This is a genomic window from Pseudomonas rhizoryzae (assembly GCF_005250615.1).
Classification (GTDB): domain Bacteria; phylum Pseudomonadota; class Gammaproteobacteria; order Pseudomonadales; family Pseudomonadaceae; genus Chryseomonas; species Chryseomonas rhizoryzae.
The window spans coordinates 200,234-225,754 of record NZ_SULM01000005.1 but is presented as its reverse complement, the minus strand read 5'-3'; the positions used below and the strand labels follow the sequence as shown (position 1 = coordinate 225,754).

The window sequence follows — 25,521 nt, the reverse complement described above, 5'->3', positions numbered from 1 at the left end:
GGTTGGATGCGGCCCATGTACGAAGACATCAAGAACGCCTTCGAGACCCTCAAGAGCACCATCAGCGCCTTCAACGAGCTATGGCCGAGCAGGGTGGTGGCTGCTCAGGTCTGGCGATTGCCGCTGCTGGCTCAGCAGCGGGTGCCGGATCACATCGCCGTGGAAGTCTTCGATGGCGCAGAGGCGGTGGCGCTCACCCAGGAGGCCTTGCTGGCCTTTCACCTGCAGCCTGGCCAGGCGCCGGGCACGGTGAGCCGGCTGCCAGGCTACATCGCGCTCGCCGAGCCTCTGGTCGAGGAAATCCTGGCCATCAACACCTGCAAGAGCGCTTTCAGCGCGGCGATCGAACAGACGCGCCTGGAACTGGAGCTGGCTCCAGAGGCGCGTCCGCGGATCATGCGCAAGGCCTTGGGTGGGGCGTTCAATACCAAGCAGCTGATCCGCAAGGTCCAGGGCTTTCCCGATCCGGTGCGGCAGCTGACCTTTACCTGGGCCGGTCATACCTCTGGCGGTGAGCGCGTCAAGGTGGCGAAGGTAAGGGAGCAATTGAAGACCCTGGCCCTGGCCCGTGCGGACCGTGAACGGATCGCCCTCGATCGCACACCGGAATGGCAGGAGCACCAGGCGCTCAATCGGATGGCGGACGATGACATCCTGGTCAGGCACAAGAAGATCGCGCCACATCCGCGCGCGATGCTCTGGTTCGGTGAAGAGAGCCGCTACGACGCCATGATCCACGCGAATCTGCCGGTATTCGTAGTACCGGCCCAGGATGGCATGCAGGTAGTGGATTTGCGGGATTTCGATCGCACCCAGCGCGGCGCGCTGCGACCCGATATTAAGCCTCGTCGCGAAGTACTGGCAACGCGATTGCTGTACCTGCCCACCGAGAACCCGGAGCGACCGGTCGCGCAGCGGCACAACGAAGCGACCCTCAAGAGATCCACCTATAGCCGGTGACGGCCACCCGAGTGCTCAGGGCGTTACCGGATGCTTCGGTGTCGTAACCAGATCCTTCGCCAGCGAGTGGAAAGGTAACGAAATCTTAAGGTCCAGCTGTTGCGAAATAGCAGTATTTTTTAATAATTCCTTTTAATTCAATGAGTTGAAAATGTTGGCACAGTGCCTGCTTTATTATTGGCACAAGAACAACAAGATGCGCCGCTAACAGCCCACAACAAAAACAAGAAGGCCGAGGCTCGCGAACAGATCATTTTGGAGCTCTCTTGAGTGACCAAAGTAATCTGTTCACTTCCCACCCCCTGGTGGGGCGTACTGACAATCGATCACGTTGGCGTCCGACAACAAGAACAAGAGGGCAACGGCGTATTTGGATGGGGGAGCCTAGTGCTCCCTTTTTTCATGCCTGGCGGAAAGTGCGATCAAGCCCCAAGGCAGGGTTTTCTACCTGATCCTTGAACGGCCTCGCCTGAGGCGAACCGTGGCCCTCAGAGGCTACCAACCCTAGGCCTCGACCTCAGCTTTCTTCTGGCCGCGCGCCATGCTGGAGAAGACGCCATCGCGATGAATCCAGGCGTGCACCAGGGCGGCGCCAAGATGGCCGAGGATCACCACGAACAGCAACCAGGCGAACACCCCGTGTGCCAGGCGCAACCAGGCATAGAGCGTGCTGTTCGGGGCGACGATGACGGGTAGATACCAGCCAGGTGCCAGGGTGACCGGCCAGTTACCGGCTGAGCGCACGGCCCAACCCAGCAAGGGCAGGCAGATCATCAGCAGATAGAGCAGCCAATGCGAGGCCAGGGCCGCGCTGACCTGCCAGCGCGGCAGGTGGGAGGGCAGCTCGGGAACGGGACGCAGCAGCCGGTTGGCCAGGCGTAGCAGGGCTAGCAGCAGGATAGCGATGCCGAGCGGCTGGTGCAGATCGATCAACCAGGGCCGCCAGGTCAGGGAGGTCATCATGCCGGCACCGATGAACAGCATGGCGAGGATCGCGACGGCCATCAGCCAGTGCAGCGCGCGGGCGAGGCCGTTGAAATGCGTGGGCGAGTGGTTCATGGGCTGGTTTCCTGCTCGCCCACGGCATCGCTCGCCTTGCCCAGGGCGATCTCGCGCAAGCGGGCGTTGTAGGAGTGCGAATAGATGCCGGCACGGGCGGCCAGGACCGGATCCTTGGACAGCTCGATACCGGCAGGCACCAGCGTGGGGTCGAAGTTGACGTCGCGACAGCCGCCCAGGCGTTGATCGGCCACGTGACGCACCTCCAGGTTACCGGCCACCACCTGCCGGCGCTCCGCAGGCCAAGGCTGCGAGGGATCGTCGACCGGATCACCAGGCTCGGCGAGCTTCAGGACCAGGTCCCAATAGAGCGGTCCCTTGTGCAGCCGGTGGGCCAGGTCCTCGAACAGTGCGTCGTGACGCGCCTGGCTGCGTTGCTCGCCAGAGAAGCCAACGAAGGCCGCGTGGGGACGCATGAACCAGCGCACCGGTTGGCGCTTGCCATCCGCCGTGACCAGGATGAAGGCGTTGATGACGTTGTACTGGGCTCCGGCGAAGCTGCTGGGCCAGGGCGCGGTGGCCTTGTGTTCGATGGCCTTGCGCGCTTCGGGGTAGGCCGCGAGGAAGGCGGCGACCTGCGCCGGGTCGGGCTTGCCGGTTAGTGGATCAGGTGCGAACGCCTGGCGTTGGGCGAGAAAACCTTCCGGACTATGGGTATCGAAGTAGGGCGCGTTATTGAGCTTCATGCGCCACTGGGAGTGGTCATCGGCAGTCAGGAGCAGTGCCATGCTGACCGTGGCGGTGGAGTTGTCCGCTGCATGGGGATCCACGGCTCCTATGGAGAAGCGTCCGATGACGGGCAGCGCCGCCTGGGAGAAGACCCTAGCCTGGGACAGCTCAGCCGCGGCGCCACTGCTGCGAAAGACGCCGACGAAGCAGACCCCCTTGCCGTGAGCACGCCGGTAGCCCGGCTCGAAGTCGTTCAGGCTTTCGCCGAGGAAGGTGCGGGTGGTGACCCGGCTCCCCACCAGCCCGGTGGTCCAGGCGAAGGCAAGGGCCAGGCCACCGACGATGGCGCCTATGCCCAGTAGCGGTAGCCACGGAATGTTGCGTTGCGAGCGATTCATCAGGGTACTGTCGATTCCAGTGATCGGAGCGGGCCCAGTGGCGTGGGCCGAGGCTTGTTCGCCAGCAATCAGGGGGTGATGGCCGACCCCGATGGGGGATAGGGCTGTGCCTGCGCGGGCTGCTGTCTTGCCGTGGACGCCGCTCGGTCTTCCAGGCGCTGCTGGCGGGTGTAGGTCTCGGGCGTGAAGAGGGTGGCGATCACGGTGATCAAGGCCATGCAGCCCAGGTACAGGGCGATGGGTTCTGGCGCGCGATAGTGCGCCAGCAGCGCGGTGGCGATGATCGGCGCCAGTCCGCCGCCCAGCACGGATGCCACTTCCCGACCGATGCCCAGGCCGGAGAAGCGCAGCCGTGCCGGCAGCAGTTCGCTGATATAGGCGGGCTGCGCGCCTTCGAGTAGGCCAAGTACCACACCATTGGCCAGCACCAGGCCGGTGACGATGAGCCAGGGCATACCGGATTCGAACATCAGGAACAGCGGATAGGCGAGAAACAACATGCCCAGGGCGCCGGCCAGGTATACCGGCTTGCGGCCGATGCGATCGCAGGCATAGCCGGCCAGCAGCGCGCAGGGAATCATCAGCAGCATGGAGAAGGTCAGGGCGCTCAGCACGAAGGTGTTGGAAAGCCCCAGGAACTTGCCGTAGGCGATGGAGAAGGTGAAATACATCCAGGAGGCACAGCCTTCGCCCAGCCGCAGGCCGAAGATCATCAACACCTGGCGGGGATGGCGGCGCAGCACCTCCATGATCGGTGCCTGGGCGGCCTTGCCCTGATCCGCGACCTGAGCGAACTCATGGCTTTCGTGCATGTGGCTACGCAAATACAGCCCGACGCCGATCAACACGACGCTGAACAGGAAGGGCAGTCGCCAACCCCAGGTCAGGAACGCTGGTCCGGAGATCGTCTCGGCGAGCAGGAAGGCACCGGTGGACAGCGCGAAGCCCACCACGGCGCCGCATGGGGCCCAGGCGGAAAACCGGCCCCGCTGGCTGCGGTGGGTGTTCTCGGTGATCACCAGGATGCTGCCGCTCCACTCGCCACCGGCCGCCAGCCCCTGCACCAGCCGCAACAGGATCAGCAGGATGGGCGCGGCGATCCCGATGCTCTGGTAGGTGGGCAGCAGACCCATGAGGAAGGTCGCGGCGCCCATGGCGGCGAGGGTGAGGGTCAGCACCACCTTGCGGCCATAGCGATCGCCGAGGTGACCGCAGAGGATGCCGCCCACCGGGCGCGCGATGAAGCCCAGCGCCAGGCCACCATAGGCGGCGATGATACCGGTCAGCGGATCTTCATCGATGGGGAAGAACAATTCGCCGAAGACCAAGGCCGCGGCCGTTCCGTAGAGAAAGAAATCGTACCATTCCAATATTTGTCCGATCACCGAGATGAATACCGCTTTGAGCACGCGCGGACGCTGCGAAGCGTTGGGGTTATCTTCCACACTTATTGTCATGAGGGTTTCCTGTTATCAACGTTTCGCATCGATTCAATAATGCGCCAAAGTGTCGGCGCCCGTGCCTGGGAAAGTAAGAGGGCAACTCGCGAGCGGTCAAATGATCAGGAATTATTGGCCGTATGCACGAGATGAATAGGGGCGGCTTATTCGCTGTTCGTTGCGGAAAGTTGTAGGAAAATGCGCTGCTTAGGTGTTATTACCGAGGCCTGGTGGAATTCGCCGCACCGAGCGTGCAGTGTCGGCATAATGAATAGTCGCTGGGTGATTGTATTGCGAGAGGGCCTATGACCAAGCACATCAACCTGGCCACGGTCGATCTGAACCTGTTGAAGACCTTCCTGGCGATCTGGGAGCACCGTAGCCTGACCATCGCAGCGGAACGCCTGCACCTGAGCCAGCCTGCCGTGAGCCATGCGTTGCGGCGTCTGCGAGATGTCTTCAACGATCCGCTGTTCGTGCGCACCCTGACCGCCATGGAGCCCACCGATGCCGCGATTCGGCTGTTCGGCCCCATTGAACATGCCCTGGTGACGATCCAGGGGGCGCTGATGATGACCTCGCTTTTCGACCCGGCGACTGCCACCCGAACCTTTCGGCTCTCGATGTCGGACATGTCCCAGCTGTATGTGCTGCCCCGCCTGATGGAGAGGCTGGCCAGCCAGGCACCGAACATCGCCCTGGAGGTGCAGCCGCTGCCTATTGACCAGCTGGCCACGGCGCTGCGTCAGGGGGATGTGGACGTGGCCGTGGGCTATCTGGTGGACCCCAGCGAGGATTGTCTCTACCAGACTCTACTGGACGACGAATTCATCTGCCTGCTACGCAAGGATCATCCGCTCCAGACCGCCGAGTTGAGCCTCGAGCAGTTGCGGACGCTGCGCTATGTCCAGGTGTCCAGCAATGTGACGGGCCACGGCCAGACGGCGGACAACGCCTTTCGCAAGGCCGGCCTGCACCGGGACATCGCCCTCAAGGTGCCCAATTTCACCATCGCACCAGAAATCGTCGCCACCACGGAGCTGGCACTGATCCTGCCGCGTGCCATCGCCCAGCAGGTCAACCGTAATCAGGCCTACCGGCTGTTGCGCCTGCCCATCGAGCTGCCAACGATTTCGGTGGGCATCTACTGCCACAGCCGCTTTGCGGCGGATACCGGCATCGCCTGGCTGCGCGACCGGCTGGTGGAGCTCTTCAGCACCGCGTCCGAGCCCGAGCCGGCCGGTACCGCGCGGGATTCAAGGTAGCCGCGCGACGCTTTGCATGGGGTAGTGGGGGCTCGTGCCGGTGAAGGTCGGCAGGCTGAGGAAATCCTCGCGTAGCCGATCGCGCTGAGGCGAGGCGAGGGCGGTGGCGAGTGCCGCTGCGCAATCGAACACCGCCTTGTTGCGTTGCAGCACCCTGGCCCGCGCGATGGGCAGATCGCTGCAATAGTCCAGGCGGGTATAGACCTCCACCGCCCGTACCCCGGGCAGTAGCGCCAGCAGCGGTGGATGCTGCCGGAGATAGCAGGCCAGCCAGTGATCGTCGTCTGCGCTGTGTCCGTCGTATTCCACCAGATAGGTAACGCCTGTCGAACGCTGACTTGCCCCAGCGGCAGGCATGAAGGAGCGAACCAACATGGCCTGCTGCGTCCAGTGATAGCCGGTCAGCTCCGCTCTCGTCAGCAGTCGTGCCAACGGCCCCTGGCGGACCAGGGCCTGCTCCAGCGCAGCGAGGGAAGGGAAATACAGCTGGATCACACACCGGGGCGGTTCCGCTGCGACCAGATGAGGATCGCCCTGGCCGAAGGCGAAGGGCAGATGCAGGATGAGCTCGCGCACCCCGTGCACCTCGGCCAGGCCCGCATCCAACCAGTCCCTATCGAGGTCGGAAGCCGCGTCTTCCTGGTAGGCGGTAAGAAACAGGCAAAGGGTCATGGGTTAGGCTCCCTCAGGAGGCCGACGCGTGCTGAACCTGAGCCGCGAAGCGTTCGAGGCGATGGAAGGTGCGGCCGAAGTAGGTCAGGCCCTCGCGGTGCTCGCCCACGTGAATATGCTCGACCTCGACGAACAGCACCGAGTGGGAGCCGACATCCTTGACGTCCACTATGCGGCCTTCGAGACTGGCCAGCGCCTCGCCGAGTACCGGTAGACCGGAGGCGCCCGCCTGCCAATCGCAATGGGTGAAGCGCTCGGCGGGAGGGACGTCGGTCATGCCGGCGAAGCGCCGCGCGGTCTCTTCGAGATGGCCCGGCAGGATGTTCACGCAGAGCGCGCGGTTGCCCAGCAGGGCGTCGTGGATCGAGCTGTTGCGGTTGATGCAGACCAGCACGGTGGGCGGGCTGTCGGTGACCGAGCAGACGGCGCTGGCGGTCAGCCCCAGGCGGCCGTGGGGGCCATCGGTACTGATGATGTTGACCGCCGCCGACAACAAGGACAGCGCCTGGCGAAAGTTGTCTTTATTGGTTGTGTTCATGAGCGTCGATGTCCCGAAAGGATAAGAGAACGCTTTCATCCTGGAAGGTGAGTAACGACCGGTCAAATTCATCTTCGTCATGTTGCGTATAAGTACGGAGAATGACTCTTGTGCATTATTCCAAGGTTTATTGTTCGCGACCGAATTCATCCGGCGCATTCGCGGTATTCATCTTTAGAATTTGCTCGCACTCAACTACTGCGCCCATGCTGATGACGTTCGTAATTTATCCAGTCGGAGCGTCAAATGAACAGTACGGTCAATCCAGTCCTGCGTAGAACGATGGAAAGTGATCCCGCTTGGGCCAGAACCCCGACACTGGATGAGGTGATCGCGGAGATTGCTACCCGGCGCCAGGAGTTCAACGAGCGCTCCCACGTGCCGCGCGACATGATCGAGAAAATGAAGGCCGTGGGTATCTTTCGCGCCAGCACGCCCCGGCGTTTCGGCGGGGATGCCTTGCCGCCGGGCGACTTCCTGCGGATCGTCGAGCGGGTGTCCGAGGCCGATGGCTCGACCGGCTGGGTCGCGGCCTTCGGGTCGGCCAACATCTATCTTGCTTCCCTGCCGCCAGCCACCCAGGCGCTGATCTACGCCAAGGGACCGGACCAGGTCTATGCCGGCGGACTCTATCCGCTGCAACCGGCCCGAGCCATCGAAGGCGGTTGGCAGGTCAGCGGTCACTGGCGTTTCGCCAGCGGCTGCAAGGGCGCCGATTGGATTGGCGTGGGCATTGGCGGCACCCCGGCCAGCGGCGGCGACAAGACGGCCGGCAAGCCATTGACCGCGGTCTTTCCCGCCGCCGAGGTGGAGATCGTCGAGAACTGGCAGGTGGTGGGTATGCAGGGGACGGGCAGCCATGACCTCAGGCTGCACGACAAGGCCGTCGACCATGCCTGGACCTTCGTGCGCGGCACCCCGGCCACCATCGACGAGCCGCTCTATCGCTATCCTTCGGTCTCCTACCAGGCGCAGGTCCATGCGGCGGTGAATCTCGGTCTGGCCCGGGCCGCGCTGGATCTGGTGATCGGCATGTCGGGCAGCACCAAGACGGTGACCGGGGCGCCGCGCCTGGGCGATAGGGCCTACTACCGCATCGAGCTGGGCAAAGCCGAGGCGAAGCTGCGTAGCGCCCGGGCGTTCTTCTACGAGGCACCCGACGCCGTGTGGGATTCGATCCTGGCCGGCAATCCGGTGACTGAGGCCCAGGCCAACCTGTTGCGCCTGAGCGCCACCCATGCGGCCCACACCTGCGCCGAGGTGGTGGCCATGGCCTATCGGCTGGCGGGGACGACGGCGATCTTCGCCGACCATCGCTTGCAGTGGATCCTGCGCGATTCGCTGGTGGTGACCCAACACGCCTTTCTGGGCGAATCCACCTACGACAGCGCCGGGGCGCTGTTCGCCGGCATCGCGCCGAGTGCGCCTTATCCGTGAAGGTCCAGGCGCCGGGTAGCCGTCCGGGGCGTGGCTCCCTCGATCTGTTGTAGGATCTCGACCGACGCCGGGCCGCTCGCGAGGGCTTTCTCGCCGGCGTACCGACCGAGAACCCGGCATGGCCAAGCGCATCCATTACCAGATCGACCTGCAGGACAATCGCCTGCGTTACCTCTATGTGAGCCAGCAAAAGGGCTCGATGCGCGCGGCAGCCGAAGAACTCGGCGTCGCCACGTCCTCGGTGAGCCGGCAGATCGCCAAGCTGGAAGAGGAGTTGGATATCGAGCTGGTCAGGCAGGGTACCCATCGCGTGCATCTCACGGCGGCGGGCGAGGCGGCCGTGGACTACTACGTCGAGCGCCTGGCCCAGTACGCCCAGCTCATGGGACGCCTGGACGAGTTGCGGGACATGGCGCAGGCCACCACCGTCATCGCCATCGGCGAGGGCCTGCTCGGCGCCCGTGCCATCAACTCCCTGCAGGAGCTGATACGCGACCACCAAGCCCACAAGACGGAGATCATCAGCGCGCCCTCGCTCGAGGTACAGCGCATGGTGATGGCGGACGAAGCCCACCTGGGCGTGGCGTTCTCGCCCAACCAGGCGGCGCGCCTGACCCGTCTGTTCAGCCTGGCCCAACCGCTGCGCCTCATCGTCCATCGCGACAGCCGACTCGCCGAACGCAGCACCGTGACCCTCGACGAGTTGGCAGGCGAGGCCCTGGTTCTACCGGGGCCGAGGTTCCGGGTGCGAGAACTCTTCGATGCGGCCTGCCGCGAACGCGGGCTCGATATCACGCCTTCGATGACTTCGAATTCCCTGGCGGTGATCCTCGACTTCGTCCGCTCGGGCCTGGGCGCGACCCTGCTGGCGGAACTGCCGGTCATCGAGGAACTGCGTAGCGGCACCTTCAAGGCGGTGGCCATCGACTGCACGGAAATGGCCGCCACCGAGATCCAGATCATCACTCGCCGTGGGCGCACGCTCGACGCCCTGAGCCGTGCGCTGGCCACCGATCTGGCCAAGACGATGCGCCGTTCGCTGTAACGACAGCACTCGCTGGCGGCGTCACTCGTTGCACTGAACGCAACGACTTTCACCCGGCCTGTCATTGAGCCACCCCCGCGGTCCCCTTAGCGTGTGAGTCATAAAGCGCCTCCTGAAGGACGCACACAATAACGAGGATTCCGCCATGACCGTGCCCCACCAGCCGTCTTCGACCAAGAGCCAGCGCACGTTCATCCGCCGCTGGCCAAGCCGCCGCTTCAGCGGTGGTGACGCCTGCTCCTCGCCTGGTTAGACCCCTGCCGCTGTACCCGAAAACCCCTAGGCACCGCGCCGTGCGTGAGCGCTGGCGGCTGCGGCCTGCCCGGGAGACCGAGCGCCACCCCTGATGAAGGTGACTTCCGTGACCAAGCTGATCCCTGCCGTCAACCTGACGGTCGAGCCCGCCACCCTGGTGCAGGCTGACCGCGTCCATACCTCCCTGTACACCGACCCGGCGCTGTTCGATGCCGAGCTGGAAAAGATCTTCTACAGCACCTGGATCTGGGTGGCCCACGAAAGTGAGATCCCCGAGGCGGGGAGCTACAAGACCACCTATATCGGCAAGCAGCCGGTGATCGTGGTGCGCGATCGCAGGCAGGGGATCAACGTCCTGCTCAACCGCTGCCGCCATCGCGGTGCCACCGTCTGCGAGCACAAGAAGGGCAAGACCAACAGCTTCGTCTGCCCCTATCACGGGTGGGGCTACGCCCTGGACGGCTCCTTGCGTGGCATTCCGCACCCGGAAAGCTACGGCGACTGCATCGACAAGACCGAGCTGCCGCTGGTGAGTCTGCGTACCGAAAGCTACGCCGGCATGGTCTTCGCTACCTTCAAGGCGGACATCGAGCCGCTGGCAGACTTCCTCGGCGCAGCGAAGAAGTGGATGGACCTGTTCATGAAACAGGGCGCCGGCTACGGCATCGCGGTGCCTGGCGAGCACCGCTTCCGCTTCCCCGGCAACTGGAAGATCCAGTTGGAAAACACCACCGACGCCTACCATTTCCCGCTGGTGCACAAGAGCTTCCTGTCGTCCGTGGACGAACAGACCCTGGAGCTGTTCGATTTCGTCAAAGGCCCCGGCTACGTCGAGGATCTGGGCAACGGCCACAGCGTGATGGTGATGATCCCTGAATTGGTCGATCTGGAGGCCGATCTCGACAAGCCCATTCCCGAACGCTTCACCACCCTGGCCGACGAGTTGCGCGCCGAAGGCATCGACGAACAGCAGGTGCGCAGGATCGTCCGCGCCGTCGGCGGGACCGGCTTCAACCTCAATCTCTTCCCCAACGTCGCCTGCTCCATGGCCTTCTTCCGCGTGCTGCAACCGCTCTCGGTCACCGAGACCGAGATCCATCACGCGGTGATCACCATGGCCGGAGGGCCGGCCGTGGCCAATCGCTACCGCCTGCGCCTGCACGAGCACTTCCAGGGCCCCATGGGCTTCGGCACGCCGGACGATTCCGAGGCCTGGGAGCGGGTGCAGAAGGGTGCCAGCGCCGGCGAGGACCTCTGGATCATGCTCAATCGCGGCTTACCCGGCGAGCGATCCAGCGCGGATGGGTTGATCTCCGACGTGAGTGCCGAGACCGGCATGCGGGCGGCTTATCAGCAATGGAAAAAGATGATGTCGGCCTGAGCCGGGAGCGCGCTATGAATCTGCAGCTATTGAACGAAGTGACCGCCTTCATCTGGCAGGAAGGCGACATGCTCGACCACGGCGACTATCAAGCCTGGCTCGACCAGTGGACCGCCCAGGGGCTCTACATCATTCCCATCGACCCCAAGGAAACCGACCCGGAGAACAGCCTCAATTACGCCTATGACGACCACCACATGCGCCAGTTGCGCGTGCAACGGTTGATCAGTGGCGAGTCGATCTCCACCAGCCCGCAGCCACGCACCGTGCGGACGCTGTCGCGCATGCGCGTGCTGGCCGACGACGGCAGCACCGTGACCGTCCGCTGCGCCCAGAACGTGCGCGAATTCCGCAAGGAAAGCCTCAAGCACTACAGCGCCGACGTGACCTACGAGCTGGTACGGGCCGAGGGGCAGTTCAAGCTCCAACGCAAGGTGATCAGCCTGATCAACAGCGACGATGCCCTGGCCGGCATCGGCTACATCCTGTGAGGAGGCGGTCATGACGGATCTCTTGCTGGACGTGACCGTACGCAATCGGGAAGTGCAGGGCGGCGAGGTGGTCATCCTGGAGCTGGCCGCCCGCGACGGCCAGGCGTTGCCTGCCTTCACCGCCGGCGCGCACGTGGACCTGCACCTGGCGCCGGACCTGGTACGCCAGTATTCGCTGTGCGGTGATCCCGGTGACGCCAGCGTCTATCGTCTCGGTATCCTCAAGGATGCCAATTCCCGCGGCGGCTCGACGCAGGTCCACCAGCGCCTGCTGCCGGGCACGGACCTGCGCATCAGCGTTCCGCGTAACCTGTTCCCGCTGGCGACGGAGGCCAGCCACTCGCTGCTGCTGGGGGGCGGCATCGGTATCACCCCGATGATCGCCATGGCCTACAGCCTCCATGCCCAGGGGCAGTCCTTCGAATTGCACTACAGCGGCCGCTCCCGTGAGCGCTGCGCCTTCGTCGAGGAATTGCAAGCCGCGCCCTTCGCCGCACGGGTATTCACCCATTTCGACGACGAAGGCGCCGAGCGGCGCCTGGACCTGAACGCGGTGCTGCGCGAGGCGCCCGCGGATAGCCATCTCTACACCTGCGGCCCGAGCGGTTTCATGGATTGGGTCATTGCCGGCGCCCGCGCGCAGGGCTACGCCGAATCGCGCATCCACCGCGAGTACTTCCAGGCCGAGGCCAATACCGAGGGCGCCGGGTTCGAGGTGGTCGCCAACCGCAGTGGCAAGACGGTGCAGGTCCAGGAGGGGCAGAGCATCGTTGCCGCCCTGGGCGCCGCGGGCATCAAGGTCGAGGTGTCCTGCGAGCAGGGTATTTGCGGCACCTGCCTGTGCGATGTCCTCGAAGGCGAGCCGGATCACCGCGACGTCTATCTCACCGACGAAGAAAAGCAGAGCAATGAACAAATAGTCCTGTGCTGTTCGCGGGCGCGCGGCAAACGGTTGGTGCTCGATATCTGACTCAACTGAAACAAAATAACAACAATAGGTTATATGCAGGCGGGTAATACGCCGCGGCTTGATTCTGCCCAGGATTCACTATTACCCCTTGCTGGTTAACCCTTTCAGGGCTGCACAATGGAACTCAATTCGCCGTTGCGTGCTACATCGCTGTGCCTGTTATTCGGCTCAGCACTTCCGTTCAATGTCGTCGCCGCTATCGGCGACGATAGCCATCTTTTCATCAATCTAAGAAATCTCTATCTGGATCGAAACTTCACCAATGGCGATGCGCCGGTCGACCGGGTCGGTAATTGGTCTCAGGGCTTCGATCTGCAATTCGAATCGGGCTACACCGATACGCCGCTGGCCGTCGGCCTGGATGTGAATGGGCAATACGCATTACGCCTGGACTCGACCGGCAACGATGGTTCCTTGCCCTATAGCCTCTACCACCAGCGGGCGGCGGACGACTACGGCCGGGCCGGCGCGACCTTGAAACTGAAGTTCGCCAAGACCCTGGTACGGATCGGCGACCAGAAGCCGAACCTGCCGGTGGCCTCCAACGACCCCAGCCGCTTGCTCGACACCATCTATCAAGGGGCGGTCATCGAATCCCGCGATATCGACCGCCTACAGCTCACGGCCGGACGCTTCTGGTCCATCGTGACGCGGGAATCCGCCAATCACGAGCGGCTGTATCGCTATGGGACGAGCGATAGCCAGGACAGTGACGGGCTGGACTTCGCGGGAGCCACCTATGCCATCACGCCGAACCTGAGCGTCAGCTATTTCCATGGTGTCCTGAATGACATCTACCGGCAGGACTACGGCGGCCTCAAGCACGCCCTGGCCTTCGGCGATGGCTACCTGCTGAGCACCCAGCTCGGCTACTTCAACAACCGGGAAGACGGCAGCGCCCGGGGCGGCCCGGTCGACAACCGGGCCTACAGTGGCCTGGTCACCCTGGAGAAGAGCGGTCATCTGGTAGGCATCAGTTATCAGCGCATGCTCGGCGAGACCAACTTTCCGACGCTCAACGGTTATGCGCCGCAACTCTATCTGCCGAACTGGTCGGGTATTCCGTTCATTCGCCCGGAAGAGCGGAGTTGGTCGGTGCGCTACGGCTACAATTTCGCCGAAGTGGGATTGCCGGGCTTGCGATTGTTCACCCGTTATATCAAAGGCTCAAACATTGATCGCGGAACGGGCTTGGAAAACGATGCCGAGAACGAACGCGATGTCATCATCAATTACACCGTGCAAAGCGGACTCTTCCAACGCCTGAGTTTCGAACTCAAGAACTTCCGTGTCCAGCGCAAGTACGAAACCGACTACAACGAATACCGCCTGATCACTTCCTATACCTGGAAGTTCTGGTAACAGAACCGGAGACCTATCGCCCATGACACTTCTCAACACTCAGCGACAGCAACAGAACGATCCCCGCACCCTGAGGCGCATCGTCTTCGCGTCGGTACTGGGCAATGCCCTGGAGTGGTACGACTTTTTTCTCTACGGTACGGCCGCCGCGCTGATCTTCGGGCCCCTGTTCTTCCCGGCGGGGACCGATCCGGTATTGGGCACCATGGCCTCCTTCGCCGGCTTCGCGGTGGGGTTCCTGGCACGGCCCCTGGGTGGGCTGATCTTCGGCCACATTGGCGACAAGTCCGGGCGCAAGAAGGCGCTGGTGATGACCCTCGCCATCATGGGGGTCGCCACCTTCACCATGGGACTGTTGCCCACCTACGAACAGGCGGGCTACCTGGCGCCGGTCTGCCTGGTACTGCTGCGCATCCTGCAGGGGGTAGCCTCGGGAGGCGAGTGGGGCGGCGGGGTGCTGATGATCAGCGAGAACGCGCCCAAGGGCCGGGTCGGCTTCTATGCCGCCTGGAGCCAACTCGGCGTGGTGGGTGGCTTCGTGCTGTCGGCGGTGGCCTTCTATCTGGTGCAGCTGTTGCCGCAGGACGACCTCATGAGCTGGGGCTGGCGGCTGCCGTTCCTGGCCAGCATCGTGATTTTCGGGGTCGGCGTTTACATCCGCCGCAGCCTGCCGGAAAGCCAGGAGTTCGTGAAGACGGTCGAGCAGGAAGCCGCAGTGCATATGCCGGTGATGGAAGTCCTGCGCGGGCATCCCAAGGCGGTGCTGCAAGCCATTGGCCTGCGCATCGCCGAGAACGGCAGTGCCTATCTGTTCCTGGCCTTCACCGTCGCCTATGCCAAGTTCACTGGCCTGGATACCCAGCTGGTGCTCGCCAGCGTCATGCTGGCGATGATCGTCGAGGCCTTCACCCTGGTGTTCTGGGGGTGGCTGTCCGACCGCATCGGCCGGCGCCCGGTCTACGCCATCGGCTCGGTCGGCCTCATGCTGTTCGCCTTTCCCTTCTTCTGGATGCTCGATACCCATGAGGCGCTGTGGGTCTACCTGGCCGCGCTGATCGGCATGGCCGTCTGCCACGGCGCCATGATCGGTACCCAGCCCGCGCTCATGGGTGAGTTGTTCCCGCCCAAGGTGCGCTATTCGGGCCTGGCGATGGGACACGAGATCGCCTCCATCTTCTCGGGCGGCATGGCGCCGCTGGCCGCCACGGCGCTGTTCAGTCTCTATCGGGATGCCTGGCCGGTGTCGGTGATGCTGATCGTCATGGGCGCGATCACCACGGTCGCGGTCATCTCCATCCGTCCGGCGCAGCCCGTGCCGCGCAACGCCTCCGCAGAGCCATCGGTATCCGCCCCGGTCAGCTCGTGAATCGAACCCCCGACGTCTACCGCGTGCGGTATCGGCACGCGGACCGTCCAGCAAGGAGATACCCCGATGCCCCTCATCGTTGAAACCCTCGACCTGGGTACGCCCGGCGGCCCCAGAGTCGTCGTCAAGGACACCCTGGACGTGGCCGGCCATCCCACCCGGGCCTCCTCGCGGGCCTTGGCGGATGCACCTCCCGCGCGGCGCCACGCGGACGTGGTGGAGCGCCTGCTGGCCAACGGTGCCCACCTCACCGCCAAGGTCAGCTTGCACGAGCTGGCCTTCGGTACCACGGGGCTCAACAGGTACCAGGGAACGCCCGTCAACCCGCGCTTTCCGGCGCTGATCCCGGGTGGTTCTTCCAGCGGTTCCGCCGCCGCCGTGGCCGCCGGACTGGCGGATTTCAGCCTGGGCACCGACACCGGGGGCTCCGTGCGTATTCCGGCCTGCTGCTGCGGGATTTTCGGTCTGAAGCCCACCTTTGGCCGGATCAGCCGGGTAGGGGTCATGCCGGAGCGGAGCAGCCTGGATTGTGTCGGTCCCTTGGCTGCCTCCCTGCCCATGCTCGGCAGGGCCATGACCTTGATGGACCCGACCTTCCAGCCGCTTCCGGTACCGGAAAGCGCCAGCCTCGCCGTGCTTCGCGTAGCGGCTGAGCCCGAGGTGGAACATGCCGTCGCCCGCGCGCTGTCGGCCAGTGGGCTAGCGCTGACGGATATCCGCTTCAGCCATTTCGATGCGGCCTACGCCGCGGGCATGACGGTCATCAACCGGGAAACCTTTCTTGCCTGCGAAGCCTTGCTGGCCTCCGGCAAGGTCGGCGCGGACGTCGCCCAGCGCCTGATCGCCGCGGGCCAGACCACCGAGGCGGAATTGGCCCAGGCCGAAAGGGTTCGTCGCGCCTTCACCGCGGAAGTGGATGAGGTGCTGAGGCGTTTCGACGTCATCGCGCTGCCCACCATGCCCGCGGTACCGCTACGCCTGGAAGAGGCTACCGATACCCGTGCGGTGCTGGGCATGACCTCACTGGTGCGCCCCTTCAATCTGTCCGGCCATCCCGCCCTGACCATCCCGTTGACGACCGCCAAAGGTCTGCCCGCCGGCCTGCAACTGGTGGCCGCCAAAGGCGCGGATGAACGCCTGCTGGCCGTGGCGGAGCGACTGCTGCTGAACGTCTACGCGGCTTCAGCCGCGACCCCCGATCCCCTCGCTGGAGACGCGCCATGATCGATTTGCCCAGCCTGCACCAACGCCTGGAAGCCTTCGAACACCAGCAGGCGATTCGCTGCTGCATCAACCGCTACATGACCCTGTGCGATCAACTGAACGCCGCGACACCGCTGGATGAATTGAGCGAACTGTTCACCCGCGACGCACGCTGGGAAGGCAAGGGCGCCCGCTACGCCGGCAGCTTCGGCGGCTACCGCGGCCGTGAGGAAATCCGTGCCATGTTCGCCACCTACATGAAGACCCCGGAGCACTTCGCCCTCAACGTGCACTTCCTCACCAGCGAGGTCATCACGGTAGAACATGACAGAGGTGTGGGTCTCTGGGTCATGCTGCAAACCAGCACCTTCGCCGACGGCGCCTCCCACCTCAATGGCGCTCGCCTGAAGGTGGACTTCGCGCTCGAAGAAGGCGCCTGGCGCATGGCGCACTTCCAGACCGAGAATTTGTTCAGCCGCCCCGTGAGTCTCTGGAACAGCGAGGCGGCTCTGCCTGTGCCGGTGCGGGGGTGAGGGGCAGGGCAGTATGACCGGCGTGCCGCTCCAGGCTTTGCGCCGCACCTGCAGCAGGCAGACGGCTCCGGTGTCTGCTCGGTTGGACTTTTGGCCATTCGCGCTCTTGACCGTACGCTCAGTCGGCTCGCTACCAGCAACGCGCCCTCAGTTGGCCTAAGCTCACGGAGGACGCGGCCTGCATGGCTCGCGACGCATCGTCCAGGGAAAGAGGGAAGGTTGCCGGTGAGTCTGACTGTAATGGTGGTGGGTGCGTATGGAAATTTCGGTTCCATCATCAGTCGCCGCCTGGCGCGGGAGCAGGGGATCGATCTGGTCCTGGTGGGGCGTGCTGCCCAGGTGGCGACGCTGGCGGAGGAACTGGGGGCCAGGTTCTGGCAGGGCGACGCCCTAGGTCCGGAATTCGCCACCGCCTTGCGCACCTTGCAGATCGATCTCGTCATCCATACCGCCGGGCCGTTCCAGGGGCAAACTCATGCCATCGCCCGCGCCTGTGTCGAAGCGGGGGCGCATTATTGCGATCTGTCCGATGCCCGGCAGTTCGTCGCCGACATCGCTCACCTGGATGACGCTGCCCGCGCCCGGGGTGTAGCCCTGTTGAGTGGCTGCAGCTCCGTGCCCACGTTATCGGCAGCGGTCATAGATGCCTTTCTGGCAAAGGCCGAGGCTGGTTTTCACCTGCAGGGGCTGCACTACGGCATCACCTCGTCGGCCAAGATGCCCGGTCTGTCTACGGTCAAGGGCGTGCTCAGCTATGCCGGGCGGCCCATCCCGCAACAGCGCGACGGTCAGCTTTGCCCGGTACCGGGCTGGCAGGGACTGCACTGGGTAAGGATAAAGGGCATGCGCGGATGGCGCCTGGTGGCCGACGTAGATGTGCCCGACATGGCCGTGTTCCCGCAACGCTACGGTGCGGGTGATATCCGCTTCAAAGCTGGACCGGGTCTGGCCCTGGGTACCCTGGCCAACTACCTGCTGGCCTGCGCCGTCCGCAGCGGATTCATGACTGACACTGACCGCGCAGCGCAGTGGCTGCACCGCCTCGGCCAGCGTTTCGAACGCCTCGGCAATGGCAAGAGCGCCTTCTATATGGAGTTGAACGGCATCGCCGGTGGGCGCCCCTTGGGCTATCGCTGGGAACTGCTGGCGACGCACGACAAGGGGCCCCAGATTCCCTGCTGCGCCGCCATCGCCCTGGCGCGCAAGATGGCCGCGGGCTATCGCCCGGTTCCTGGTGCCCGTGTCTGCGTGGGTGAGCTAACCCTGCAGGAGTATCTGGAGGAAATAGGCCCCGCGTTCATCACGGTCAGGGAGGAATGGCGATGACCTACCTCCTGCTCAAGTATCTGCACATTCTGGCTGCGATCTTCCTGTTCGGCTTCGGCATGGGGTCCTACCTCTACCTCATCGCCACCACCCGCAGCCGCGTACCGGAGGTGATTGCGCACGTGGCGCGCCTGGTGGTGTTCTTCGATACCTGGATCACCACCCCCGCGGGTTTTCTGCAATTGGGGACAGGTATCGCTCTGGTCAGCCTGATGGGGCTGCCAGTCACGTCTGGATGGGTCTTCGGATCGCTCGTGCTGTTCTTCGCCGTGGGTGCGCTTTGGCTGCCGGTGCTCTGGTTGCAGGGACGGATGCTGAAGCTGGCCAGGATCGCGGTCGCCGAGGGCAGGGCGCTCGGCCCGGACTTCCAGCGTGCCTACCGGCTCTGGTTCTGGATGGGGGTAGCGGGCTTTCTGGGCATGTTCGTCATCCTGCTGATGATGGTCACCAAGCTCTATCCCCAGCAGGTGCTGGCCTTCCTCAGCTAGATTCGCCCATCACGCTTTGGCGCAGGCGAGATTCATGATCTAAGGTTTCGACAGCCCATCGACTGCGGATAGCCAGCCATGACCCTCGCCAAGACCCTGCCATCCCTCTGGCTGAACGAGCCGACGCATTGGTCCTATGCGGACGGGCTGTTACAGATCCGCACCGACGCCGGCACCGACTTCTGGCAGAAGACCCAATACGGCTTCCAGCGGGATAGCGGGCATTTTCTTGGCTATGCGGCCGGAGACGACTTTACCGCCCAGGTGCGCATCACCGGCACCTTTACCCAGCTCTATGACCAGGCCGGCCTGATGGTCCGGTCGAGTACCGACCATTGGTGCAAGACCGGGCTGGAGATCAGCGATGACATCGCCCACCTGGGCAGTGTGCTGACCCAGGGCTATTCCGATTGGGCCCTAGGGGCCATGCCCGATGCGGTTTGGGGTTTCTGGCTGCGTATGACGCTGCACGCCGAGGTGCTGCGCATCCAGTACTCCCTGGATGGCTTGACCTGGCCGCTGCTGCGCCTGTGCCGATTTACGGCAGGTGAGGGCGCAACCCTGCAGGTCGGTCCCTATTGCTGCTCACCACAGCGAGAAGGCCTGGAGGTGACCTTCGCCGACCTCCAGATCGGGCCGGCGACCATCAAGGATTTGCACGATCTGAGCTAGCTCAGCTCATCCAGTTGCCGCCATCCACGTTGTAGGTCTGGGAGACCACGAAGTCGCTGTCACTGGAGGCGAGGAATACCGCCATACCGACCAGATCCTCTGCCGTCCCCATGCGGCCATAGGGCACGGCTTCGCCGACCAGGCGCTTCTTTTCACCCAGGGGGCGATTTTCATAACGAGCGAAGAGGGCGTCCACGCCTTCCCAATGCTCGCCGTCGACCACCCCAGGGGCGATGGCATTGACGTTGATGCGATGCTCGATGAGGTTGAGCCCGGCCGACTGGGTGAGGCTGATCACCGCGGCCTTGGTCGCGCAATAGACGGCCACCAGCGCCTCGCCACGGCGGCCCGCCTGGCTGGCCATGTTGATGATCTTGCCGCCATGGCCCTGGGCGATCATCTGCCGCGCCGCGGCCTGTAGGGTGAAGAGGGTGCCGGCCACATTGATGGAGAACAGTCGGTCGTAGCTTTCCCGGGTGATCTCGACGATGGGGGCCAGATCGAACAGGGCGGCGTTGTTGACCAGGATATCCAGCTTGCCGGCGGTGGCGACCACCTGGGCGATGGCCGCCTCGATGGAGGCCTGATCGGTGACGTCCATCGTCACCGCATAGGCGCCTTCTCCCAGCTCCGCGGCGGTCGCCTGGGCTCTATCAATGTTGATGTCGGCGATGGCAACCGTCGCCCCTTCCTTGATATAGGCCTGGGCGAAGGCCTTGCCGATGCCACGTGCAGCGCCGGTGATGAGAGCGCTTTTTCCTTCCAGTCTGTTCATGTTCTTTGCTCCTATAAAGGAAGAGCCCCGGTGCAGGCGAGGCACAGCACCAGGGCCTTAGGTGAGTCGGGCGCTATCTGGGATAACCGGCGCGCTTCATCTCGCGGGCGGTCGAGGTCTGGGCGGCGTTCAGCGCCTGCTCGACGCTCATCTGCCCGGTGAGGGCGGCGGCGAATAACTGGCCGACGCTGGTGCCTATGGCCTGGAACTCGGGGATGGTCACGTACTGGATACCGACGTAGGGCACCGGCTGGGCCGAGGGATGCGCCGGATCGGCGTGCTGCATCATCTCCAGGGTGATCTTGGCGAAGGGCGCCGCCGCCAGGTAGGCCGGGCTGTAGGTGGATTCGCGGGTACCCGGCGGCACGTTGGCGATGCCGTCCTTGTCCGCCACCAGCTGGATATAGTCCTTCGAGGTGGCCCAGGTGATGAAGGTCTTGGCCGCGTCCTTATGCTTGGAGGTGGCCGGGATGCCCAGTGACCAGGCATACAGCCAGGAAGAGCCCTTGTCGGTGACCTCGTGGGGCGAGGCGGCGAAACCGACCTGATCGGCTACCTTGCTCTGGCTCTTGTCGGTGGTGAAGGAGCCGGCCACGCTGGCGTCGACCCAGAGGGCGCACTTGCCGCTATTGAACAGCGCCAGGTTTTCGTTGAAGCCATTGCTGGAGGCACCGGGCGGTCCGTATTTCCGCAGGGTGTCGACATAGAAGGTGGCGGCGGCCTTCCATTCGGGACTGGTGAGTTGTGGCTGCCACTGCATATCGAACCAGCGGGCGCCGAAGGCGTTGGCCAGGATGCTGATGACCGCGACGTTCTCACCCCAGCCGGGCTTGCCCCTCAGGCACAGGCCGTACTGTTCCTTGTCCGGCTGGTTGAGCTTGGCGGCGAAGGCCCCGAGCTGCGACCAGGTGGGCTGGGCGGGCATGGTGAGGCCGGCCTGCTGGAACAGGTCCTTGCGATAGTAGGTGACGGTGCTCTCGCCATAGAACGGCAGGGCATAGAGGGTCCCCTTGACCGACAGCCCCTCGCGCACGGCTGGGAAGATGTCGTTGACGGCGTAGCTCGCGGGTAGTTCCTTCATCGGTTCCAGCCAGCCCTTGGCGCCCCAGAGCGGGGTCTCGTAGGTACCTATGGTGAGGACGTCGAACTGGCCGCCGCCAGTGGTGATGTCGGTGGTCAGGCGCTGGCGCAGCACGTTCTCTTCGAGCACCACCCAATTGAGCTTGATATCGGGATGCTGCTGCTCGAACACCTGGGACAGCCGCTGCATGCGGATCATGTCGCTGTTATTGACCGTGGCGATGGTGACCGACTCGACGGCCTGGGCGACGCCGGTGAAACCGAGACTGGCGGACAGCAGCAAAGCGAAGGAGGGCTTCATCGTCTTCTCTCCGTGACTGCCGCGTACGGCAGCTTGTTGTTGTTATGAAGGATGGCCATCGGTAGGAATTTGATTTCGGCACCTAGGCTGGGACTGATTACAGCAGCACCCATCCGGCCTTTGCTAACGAGTCTCTGACCAGCCACCGATACTTTTTTGATCAGTCGCGTGGCTGCCTGTCCAAGTCAAAAAAGTATCGATTCGGCAGGAATGGCAGCTTGTCTGGACCGCCGTATCGGCCTAGGGTGGTCCGATTCGCTCAAGGCACATCGAGATCACGCCATGAACGTTGCCGCCTTTCTGGAACCCCGGCCTGCGGAGCTGGAGGTGATCCTCGCCGAGCCCGACCAGAGTTTTCGCTGGTACCAGCACGACTATCCTTTCGCGCTGGCACGCTGGAATCATCATCCCGAGTACGAGATCCACCTGATCCGCAAAGGCAGCGGACGCCTCTTGGCGGGTGACTATGTCGGCCCTTTCGATGCAGGCCATGTGGCCATGATCGGCCCGAACCTGCCGCATGACTGGATCGGCGATCTCCCACCGGGCGAGGTGCTGGAGGGGCGCGATGTAGTCATCCAGTTCAGCGGCGAACTGCTGCGCTCCCTGAGTACCCAGGCCCCGGAGCTCGGCGAGTACCTGCCGTTGCTCGAACGAGCCAGGCGCGGCCTGGAATTCACCGGTGCAACGGCGCGCAACGCGGCTGAACTGATCGAAGCAATCGGGGCGCTAAGAGGTGCCCGACGACTGCTGGGGCTGTTTTCCCTGCTGGAGCTCCTGGCCAGGGCGCCGGCTGGCGAGGTGGTCTGTCTGGCCAGTGCCTGTTATGCACCGGCCCTGGATGCCCGTAGTTCGGCGCGGGTCCACCAGGCCTTCGACTACCTGCTGAGCGAGCTGACCGAGGACATCCGGCTCCCGGTGATCGCCCAGCGCGTGGGCATGAGCGAGGCCGGCTTTTCCCGTTTTTTCAAGAAAGTCACCGGCCATGGCTTCATCGAGCTGGCCCGCAAACTGCGCATCCAGCGCGCTTGCAGACTCCTGATGCGTCCGGAGCTGTCCATCGCGGCCATCTGCTTCGAGGTGGGCTACGCCAATCTGTCCAACTTCAATCGGCATTTCCGCAGCGAGATGCAGCAAACGCCAAGCGAGTATCGGCGCGGGCTAGCACGAACAGCGGGTGAGGGCGGGTGAGGGTGGTCGTAACCCTCACCCGCACTGACAGGGTGCCGGTTATTCGGCGCTCGACGGCTTGGCCCAGAGGTTGATATCGCCTTCGACCGCATGGGTATCGATCTCGGCCAGCTCTTCGGCGGTGAAGGTCAGGTTGTCCAGGGCCGCCACATTCTCCACGATCTGCTCCGGCCGGCTGGCACCGATCAGGGCACTGGTGATTCGCGGATCGCGCAGGGTCCAAGCGAGTGCCAATTGCGCCAGGCTCTGGCCGCGGCGCTGGGCGATGGCGTTCAGGGCACGCACCCGTTCGAGATTCTCGGCAGACAGATGACCTTGCTGCAGCGACTGACCGCCGGGCTGATTGACCCGAGCATCCGCCGGCACACCGTTGAGGTATTTGTCGGTCAGCAGTCCCTGGGCCAGCGGTGTAAAGGCGATCACGCCGCTGCCGATTTCCTCGGTCGCATCCAGCAGATCCTTCTCGATCCAGCGGTTGAGCAGGTTGTAGGCCGGTTGGTGGATCAGCAGCGGGATTTTCCAGTCAGCCAGCAGCTTGGCCATCTCGCGGGTCTTGGTCCCCGAATAGGAGCTGATGCCGATATACAGCGCCTTGCCTTGCTGGACCGCGCTGGCCAGGGCACCGGCAGTTTCTTCCAGGGGCGTATGCTCGTCGAAACGGTGCGAATAGAAGATATCGACGTAATCCAGCCCCAGGCGCTTGAGGCTCTGATCCAGACTGGCCAGCACGTACTTGCGCGAGCCGCCACCCTGACCATAGGGTCCGGGCCACATGTCCCAGCCAGCCTTGCTGGAGATGATCAGCTCGTCGCGGTAAGCGGCGAAATCTTCGCGCAGCAGCCGACCGAAATTGATCTCGGCACTGCCATAGGGCGGCCCGTAATTGTTGGCCAGGTCGAAGTGGTTGATGCCCAAATCGAAGGCCGTGTGCAGCAAGGCGCGCTGGCGATCCAGCGGCGTCGTATCGCCAAAGTTGTGCCACAGGCCCAGCGACAGCGCCGGCAGCACCAGACCGCTACGACCAACGCGGCGGTAAGGGATACGGTCATAACGATCGGAAGCGGCTTGATAAGCCATGCAAAACTCCTCGGGATGGAATACTTGTTGGAAACCCAGGACATCCGCGCGTGGTGACACAGGCAGAGACGCGACCACCGGAAAGGAGATCCGGGAATGGACGCCATTCGATTAAAGCTGCCGGCGCCGTCTTGTACAAACGGGCGCTGCGGAATTTGCGGAGCAGGTGTGCGGTAAGCGGCGATTCGAATCCTTGACGCCGTCAGGTCAGGCAAACTGGCGAAGCGGTGGCGGATTTCAGAAAGCTGCCAGCGTGAAAAGGCAGACGCTCGATGCGGTGCTCCATAGCCGTAACTTCGCATAATGTATATTATGTTAAATTTAATGTGATGTCATGGCAGTTGGAGCCAAGCTTACCGCCGCATCCTTGCATCGCTATCGGCCACCCACCCGGTTGGCTTCCGAGATGGGTGTTTCACTACGTCCTTGGTATATGGCGTAGCAGATCCGGCCAGCAAGAGCCAACAAAGCTCCATGATAAGAAATACAAGGTACAATTCTATTTTTCTCAAAGCGCTCATTCCATGACGAATACCGTAACTCGTAACTTGAATTTTTCCTTCGACAATAACCCGCTCCGCTACAACGTCGGCGACTTCTGGCGCTGGGCGTTCTCAAGCATCACAACCCCAGTGATCCGCGGAGTTATGCTCGAATTCATCCTTGCTCGCTACCTCATGGATCGTGCCGATGACATTGTGCTGGAGCGTGTGCTGGATCTGACTTACCAAACGCCCTATCGAGGCCAATTGACCGAAAGCCTGGAGCGCTTCTATGGCAATCAGCCCCACGGAGACGTGTTCGATCTGCAATTGACCTGGGGAGTGACAGTCGAAATCAAGAGTACGAGCAATCGGGAGAACTGGAGGCTTCACAAGACCTGCCGGTGGAACATGGTGCAGAACAAGAACAAAATTGAAAAAATTTTCCCAGCCCAGTTTTACATCCTAGCGGTAGCTGAAAAGGATCCGGATGTCAGCAGCACACATGTGAATTTGGCAGATGTCGAATTTTACCTGTGTAGCGGTAGGTCTCTGGATATACATGTAAAAGCCACGCAAAAGTCAGTAGGCTTCAAACAATTCTCAAAATTCTCAGTCCGTTGCAACTTTAACGAATTGGTCGAGACACTCTACGTTCTGCAACGGCAGGAGCATGAACGAGTCAGACGCCTGGTGGAACCTGGGTGGAAGCTACCGCTGCCTGCTTCATTCGATTATAAACCACTCGCAGTTGAAGCTGATGGCACTGTAACTGCATTTTGGCATCAAGACGGGAATTTACCAATGATTGGGTCGACCGCTATTGACGTGCCGTGGCTTGAAAGCATTAGCCCCGACTGGCGGGATTGGGAGGCTGCGGGCTTCAAGTTCGAACCCCAGATATAATGTAGCCGGGTGAGTGGACAGATGAAATGCACATCCGCCCATTACTAAAGCACACATTCAATGCTATGTTCAGACACACCTCGATTTAGCCACCCTGCCCTCGCTCCTTGCGGCCTACAAGTACCTCGCGCGTTTAGTTTCACAATCGGGCTGCGTATGCTGGCGACAGTATATGTGTCG

The 25,521-nt window shown here is 63.1% G+C and carries 24 protein-coding genes; 16 read left to right on the top strand and 8 right to left on the bottom strand.

What is annotated here, in order from left to right; translation table 11 throughout:
• Positions 1 to 15: 15 nt before the first annotated feature.
• Positions 16 to 960 (top strand): DNA replication terminus site-binding protein, encoded by a 945-nt coding sequence (locus FAZ11_RS09645; protein ID WP_058773106.1) that lies wholly within the window; start codon positions 16 to 18, stop codon positions 958 to 960.
• A 504-nt stretch (positions 961 to 1,464) separates the two neighbouring features.
• Here FAZ11_RS09645 and FAZ11_RS09640 read toward each other — a convergent pair.
• The 3 genes from FAZ11_RS09640 to FAZ11_RS09630 all read right to left on the bottom strand — a co-directional run bounded on the left by FAZ11_RS09640 (position 1,465) and on the right by FAZ11_RS09630 (position 4,543).
• Positions 1,465 to 2,019 carry a cytochrome b gene (locus tag FAZ11_RS09640; RefSeq protein WP_058773105.1) on the bottom strand — a complete coding sequence of 185 codons (555 nt, stop codon included), beginning with the start codon at positions 2,017 to 2,019 and terminating at the stop codon, positions 1,465 to 1,467.
• Positions 2,016 to 3,086: a catalase family peroxidase gene (locus FAZ11_RS09635; RefSeq protein ID WP_137279202.1), complete on the bottom strand. Its 1,071-nt coding sequence runs from the start codon at positions 3,084 to 3,086 to the stop codon at positions 2,016 to 2,018. The genes FAZ11_RS09640 and FAZ11_RS09635 overlap by 4 nt, the downstream gene beginning before the upstream one ends.
• Before the next feature lie 68 nt (positions 3,087 to 3,154).
• On the bottom strand, positions 3,155 to 4,543 hold the full coding sequence (locus tag FAZ11_RS09630) for an MFS transporter (RefSeq protein ID WP_081320011.1): 1,389 nt from the start codon (positions 4,541 to 4,543) through the stop codon (positions 3,155 to 3,157).
• Between the two features lie 287 nt (positions 4,544 to 4,830).
• Between FAZ11_RS09630 and FAZ11_RS09625 the strand changes: the two genes are divergently transcribed.
• Positions 4,831 to 5,790: a LysR family transcriptional regulator gene (locus FAZ11_RS09625; protein WP_058782404.1), complete on the top strand. Its 960-nt coding sequence runs from the start codon at positions 4,831 to 4,833 to the stop codon at positions 5,788 to 5,790.
• Here FAZ11_RS09625 and FAZ11_RS09620 read toward each other — a convergent pair.
• Both FAZ11_RS09620 and FAZ11_RS09615 read right to left on the bottom strand, forming a co-directional pair.
• Positions 5,782 to 6,462, bottom strand: a complete 681-nt coding sequence (locus FAZ11_RS09620; protein WP_058773103.1) for a hypothetical protein — start codon at positions 6,460 to 6,462, stop codon at positions 5,782 to 5,784. The genes FAZ11_RS09625 and FAZ11_RS09620 overlap by 9 nt on opposite strands.
• A gap of 13 nt (positions 6,463 to 6,475) precedes the next feature.
• Entirely contained in the window at positions 6,476 to 7,000 is a 525-nt protein-coding gene (locus FAZ11_RS09615) for a flavin reductase (RefSeq protein ID WP_058773102.1), read from the bottom strand.
• Between the two features lie 282 nt (positions 7,001 to 7,282).
• Here FAZ11_RS09615 and FAZ11_RS09610 point away from each other — a divergent pair, with 282 nt between their 5' ends.
• The 12 genes from FAZ11_RS09610 (at position 7,283) to FAZ11_RS09555 (ending at position 19,529) form a co-directional block, all read left to right on the top strand.
• Positions 7,283 to 8,437 (top strand): acyl-CoA dehydrogenase family protein, encoded by a 1,155-nt coding sequence (locus FAZ11_RS09610; RefSeq protein ID WP_240043579.1) that lies wholly within the window; start codon positions 7,283 to 7,285, stop codon positions 8,435 to 8,437.
• Between the two features lie 118 nt (positions 8,438 to 8,555).
• On the top strand, positions 8,556 to 9,482 hold the full coding sequence (locus FAZ11_RS09605) for a LysR family transcriptional regulator (RefSeq protein ID WP_058768894.1): 927 nt from the start codon (positions 8,556 to 8,558) through the stop codon (positions 9,480 to 9,482).
• A gap of 361 nt (positions 9,483 to 9,843) precedes the next feature.
• Positions 9,844 to 11,118 carry an aromatic ring-hydroxylating oxygenase subunit alpha gene (locus tag FAZ11_RS09600; RefSeq protein ID WP_058761950.1) on the top strand — a complete coding sequence of 425 codons (1,275 nt, stop codon included), beginning with the start codon at positions 9,844 to 9,846 and terminating at the stop codon, positions 11,116 to 11,118.
• Between the two features lie 14 nt (positions 11,119 to 11,132).
• Entirely contained in the window at positions 11,133 to 11,609 is a 477-nt protein-coding gene (locus tag FAZ11_RS09595) for an aromatic-ring-hydroxylating dioxygenase subunit beta (RefSeq protein WP_058761889.1), read from the top strand.
• Between the two features lie 10 nt (positions 11,610 to 11,619).
• A complete protein-coding gene (locus tag FAZ11_RS09590) occupies positions 11,620 to 12,579 on the top strand; it encodes a PDR/VanB family oxidoreductase (protein WP_058773100.1) in 960 nt (319 codons plus the stop codon).
• 117 nt (positions 12,580 to 12,696) lie between these two features.
• The gene (locus FAZ11_RS09585) at positions 12,697 to 13,941 is read left to right on the top strand and encodes an OprD family outer membrane porin (RefSeq protein ID WP_137279201.1); all 1,245 of its coding nucleotides are present in this window, start codon (positions 12,697 to 12,699) and stop codon (positions 13,939 to 13,941) included.
• 22 nt (positions 13,942 to 13,963) lie between these two features.
• Complete coding sequence (locus tag FAZ11_RS09580; RefSeq protein ID WP_058773098.1) at positions 13,964 to 15,307, top strand: MFS transporter; 1,344 nt, start codon at positions 13,964 to 13,966, stop codon at positions 15,305 to 15,307.
• A 66-nt stretch (positions 15,308 to 15,373) separates the two neighbouring features.
• Positions 15,374 to 16,531 carry an amidase gene (locus tag FAZ11_RS09575; protein WP_058773097.1) on the top strand — a complete coding sequence of 386 codons (1,158 nt, stop codon included), beginning with the start codon at positions 15,374 to 15,376 and terminating at the stop codon, positions 16,529 to 16,531.
• Positions 16,528 to 17,043, top strand: coding sequence for a nuclear transport factor 2 family protein (locus tag FAZ11_RS09570; protein ID WP_058773096.1), 516 nt, complete (start codon positions 16,528 to 16,530; stop codon positions 17,041 to 17,043). The genes FAZ11_RS09575 and FAZ11_RS09570 overlap by 4 nt, the downstream gene beginning before the upstream one ends.
• Before the next feature lie 225 nt (positions 17,044 to 17,268).
• Positions 17,269 to 18,369 (top strand): saccharopine dehydrogenase NADP-binding domain-containing protein, encoded by a 1,101-nt coding sequence (locus tag FAZ11_RS09565; protein WP_058773134.1) that lies wholly within the window; start codon positions 17,269 to 17,271, stop codon positions 18,367 to 18,369.
• Complete coding sequence (locus tag FAZ11_RS09560) at positions 18,366 to 18,857, top strand: DUF2269 family protein (RefSeq protein ID WP_058773095.1); 492 nt, start codon at positions 18,366 to 18,368, stop codon at positions 18,855 to 18,857. The genes FAZ11_RS09565 and FAZ11_RS09560 overlap by 4 nt, the downstream gene beginning before the upstream one ends.
• Positions 18,858 to 18,935: 78 nt before the next feature.
• The gene (locus tag FAZ11_RS09555; RefSeq protein WP_058773094.1) at positions 18,936 to 19,529 is read left to right on the top strand and encodes a DUF1349 domain-containing protein; all 594 of its coding nucleotides are present in this window, start codon (positions 18,936 to 18,938) and stop codon (positions 19,527 to 19,529) included.
• Position 19,530: 1 nt separating this feature from the next.
• On the opposite strand, the gene FAZ11_RS09550 is transcribed toward FAZ11_RS09555, so the two are convergent.
• Both FAZ11_RS09550 and FAZ11_RS09545 read right to left on the bottom strand, forming a co-directional pair.
• Positions 19,531 to 20,304 carry an L-iditol 2-dehydrogenase gene (locus FAZ11_RS09550; RefSeq protein WP_058773093.1) on the bottom strand — a complete coding sequence of 258 codons (774 nt, stop codon included), beginning with the start codon at positions 20,302 to 20,304 and terminating at the stop codon, positions 19,531 to 19,533.
• 73 nt (positions 20,305 to 20,377) lie between these two features.
• A complete protein-coding gene (locus FAZ11_RS09545) occupies positions 20,378 to 21,685 on the bottom strand; it encodes an ABC transporter substrate-binding protein (protein WP_058773092.1) in 1,308 nt (435 codons plus the stop codon).
• Positions 21,686 to 21,967: 282 nt separating this feature from the next.
• Between FAZ11_RS09545 and FAZ11_RS09540 the strand changes: the two genes are divergently transcribed.
• On the top strand, positions 21,968 to 22,876 hold the full coding sequence (locus FAZ11_RS09540) for an AraC family transcriptional regulator (protein ID WP_058773091.1): 909 nt from the start codon (positions 21,968 to 21,970) through the stop codon (positions 22,874 to 22,876).
• Between the two features lie 39 nt (positions 22,877 to 22,915).
• Here FAZ11_RS09540 and mgrA read toward each other — a convergent pair whose 3' ends face one another.
• On the bottom strand, positions 22,916 to 23,953 hold the full coding sequence (gene mgrA, locus FAZ11_RS09535) for an L-glyceraldehyde 3-phosphate reductase (protein ID WP_058761899.1): 1,038 nt from the start codon (positions 23,951 to 23,953) through the stop codon (positions 22,916 to 22,918).
• Positions 23,954 to 24,477: 524 nt separating this feature from the next.
• Here mgrA and FAZ11_RS09530 point away from each other — a divergent pair.
• Positions 24,478 to 25,341: a hypothetical protein gene (locus FAZ11_RS09530; RefSeq protein WP_058773090.1), complete on the top strand. Its 864-nt coding sequence runs from the start codon at positions 24,478 to 24,480 to the stop codon at positions 25,339 to 25,341.
• Positions 25,342 to 25,521: the final 180 nt, after the last annotated feature.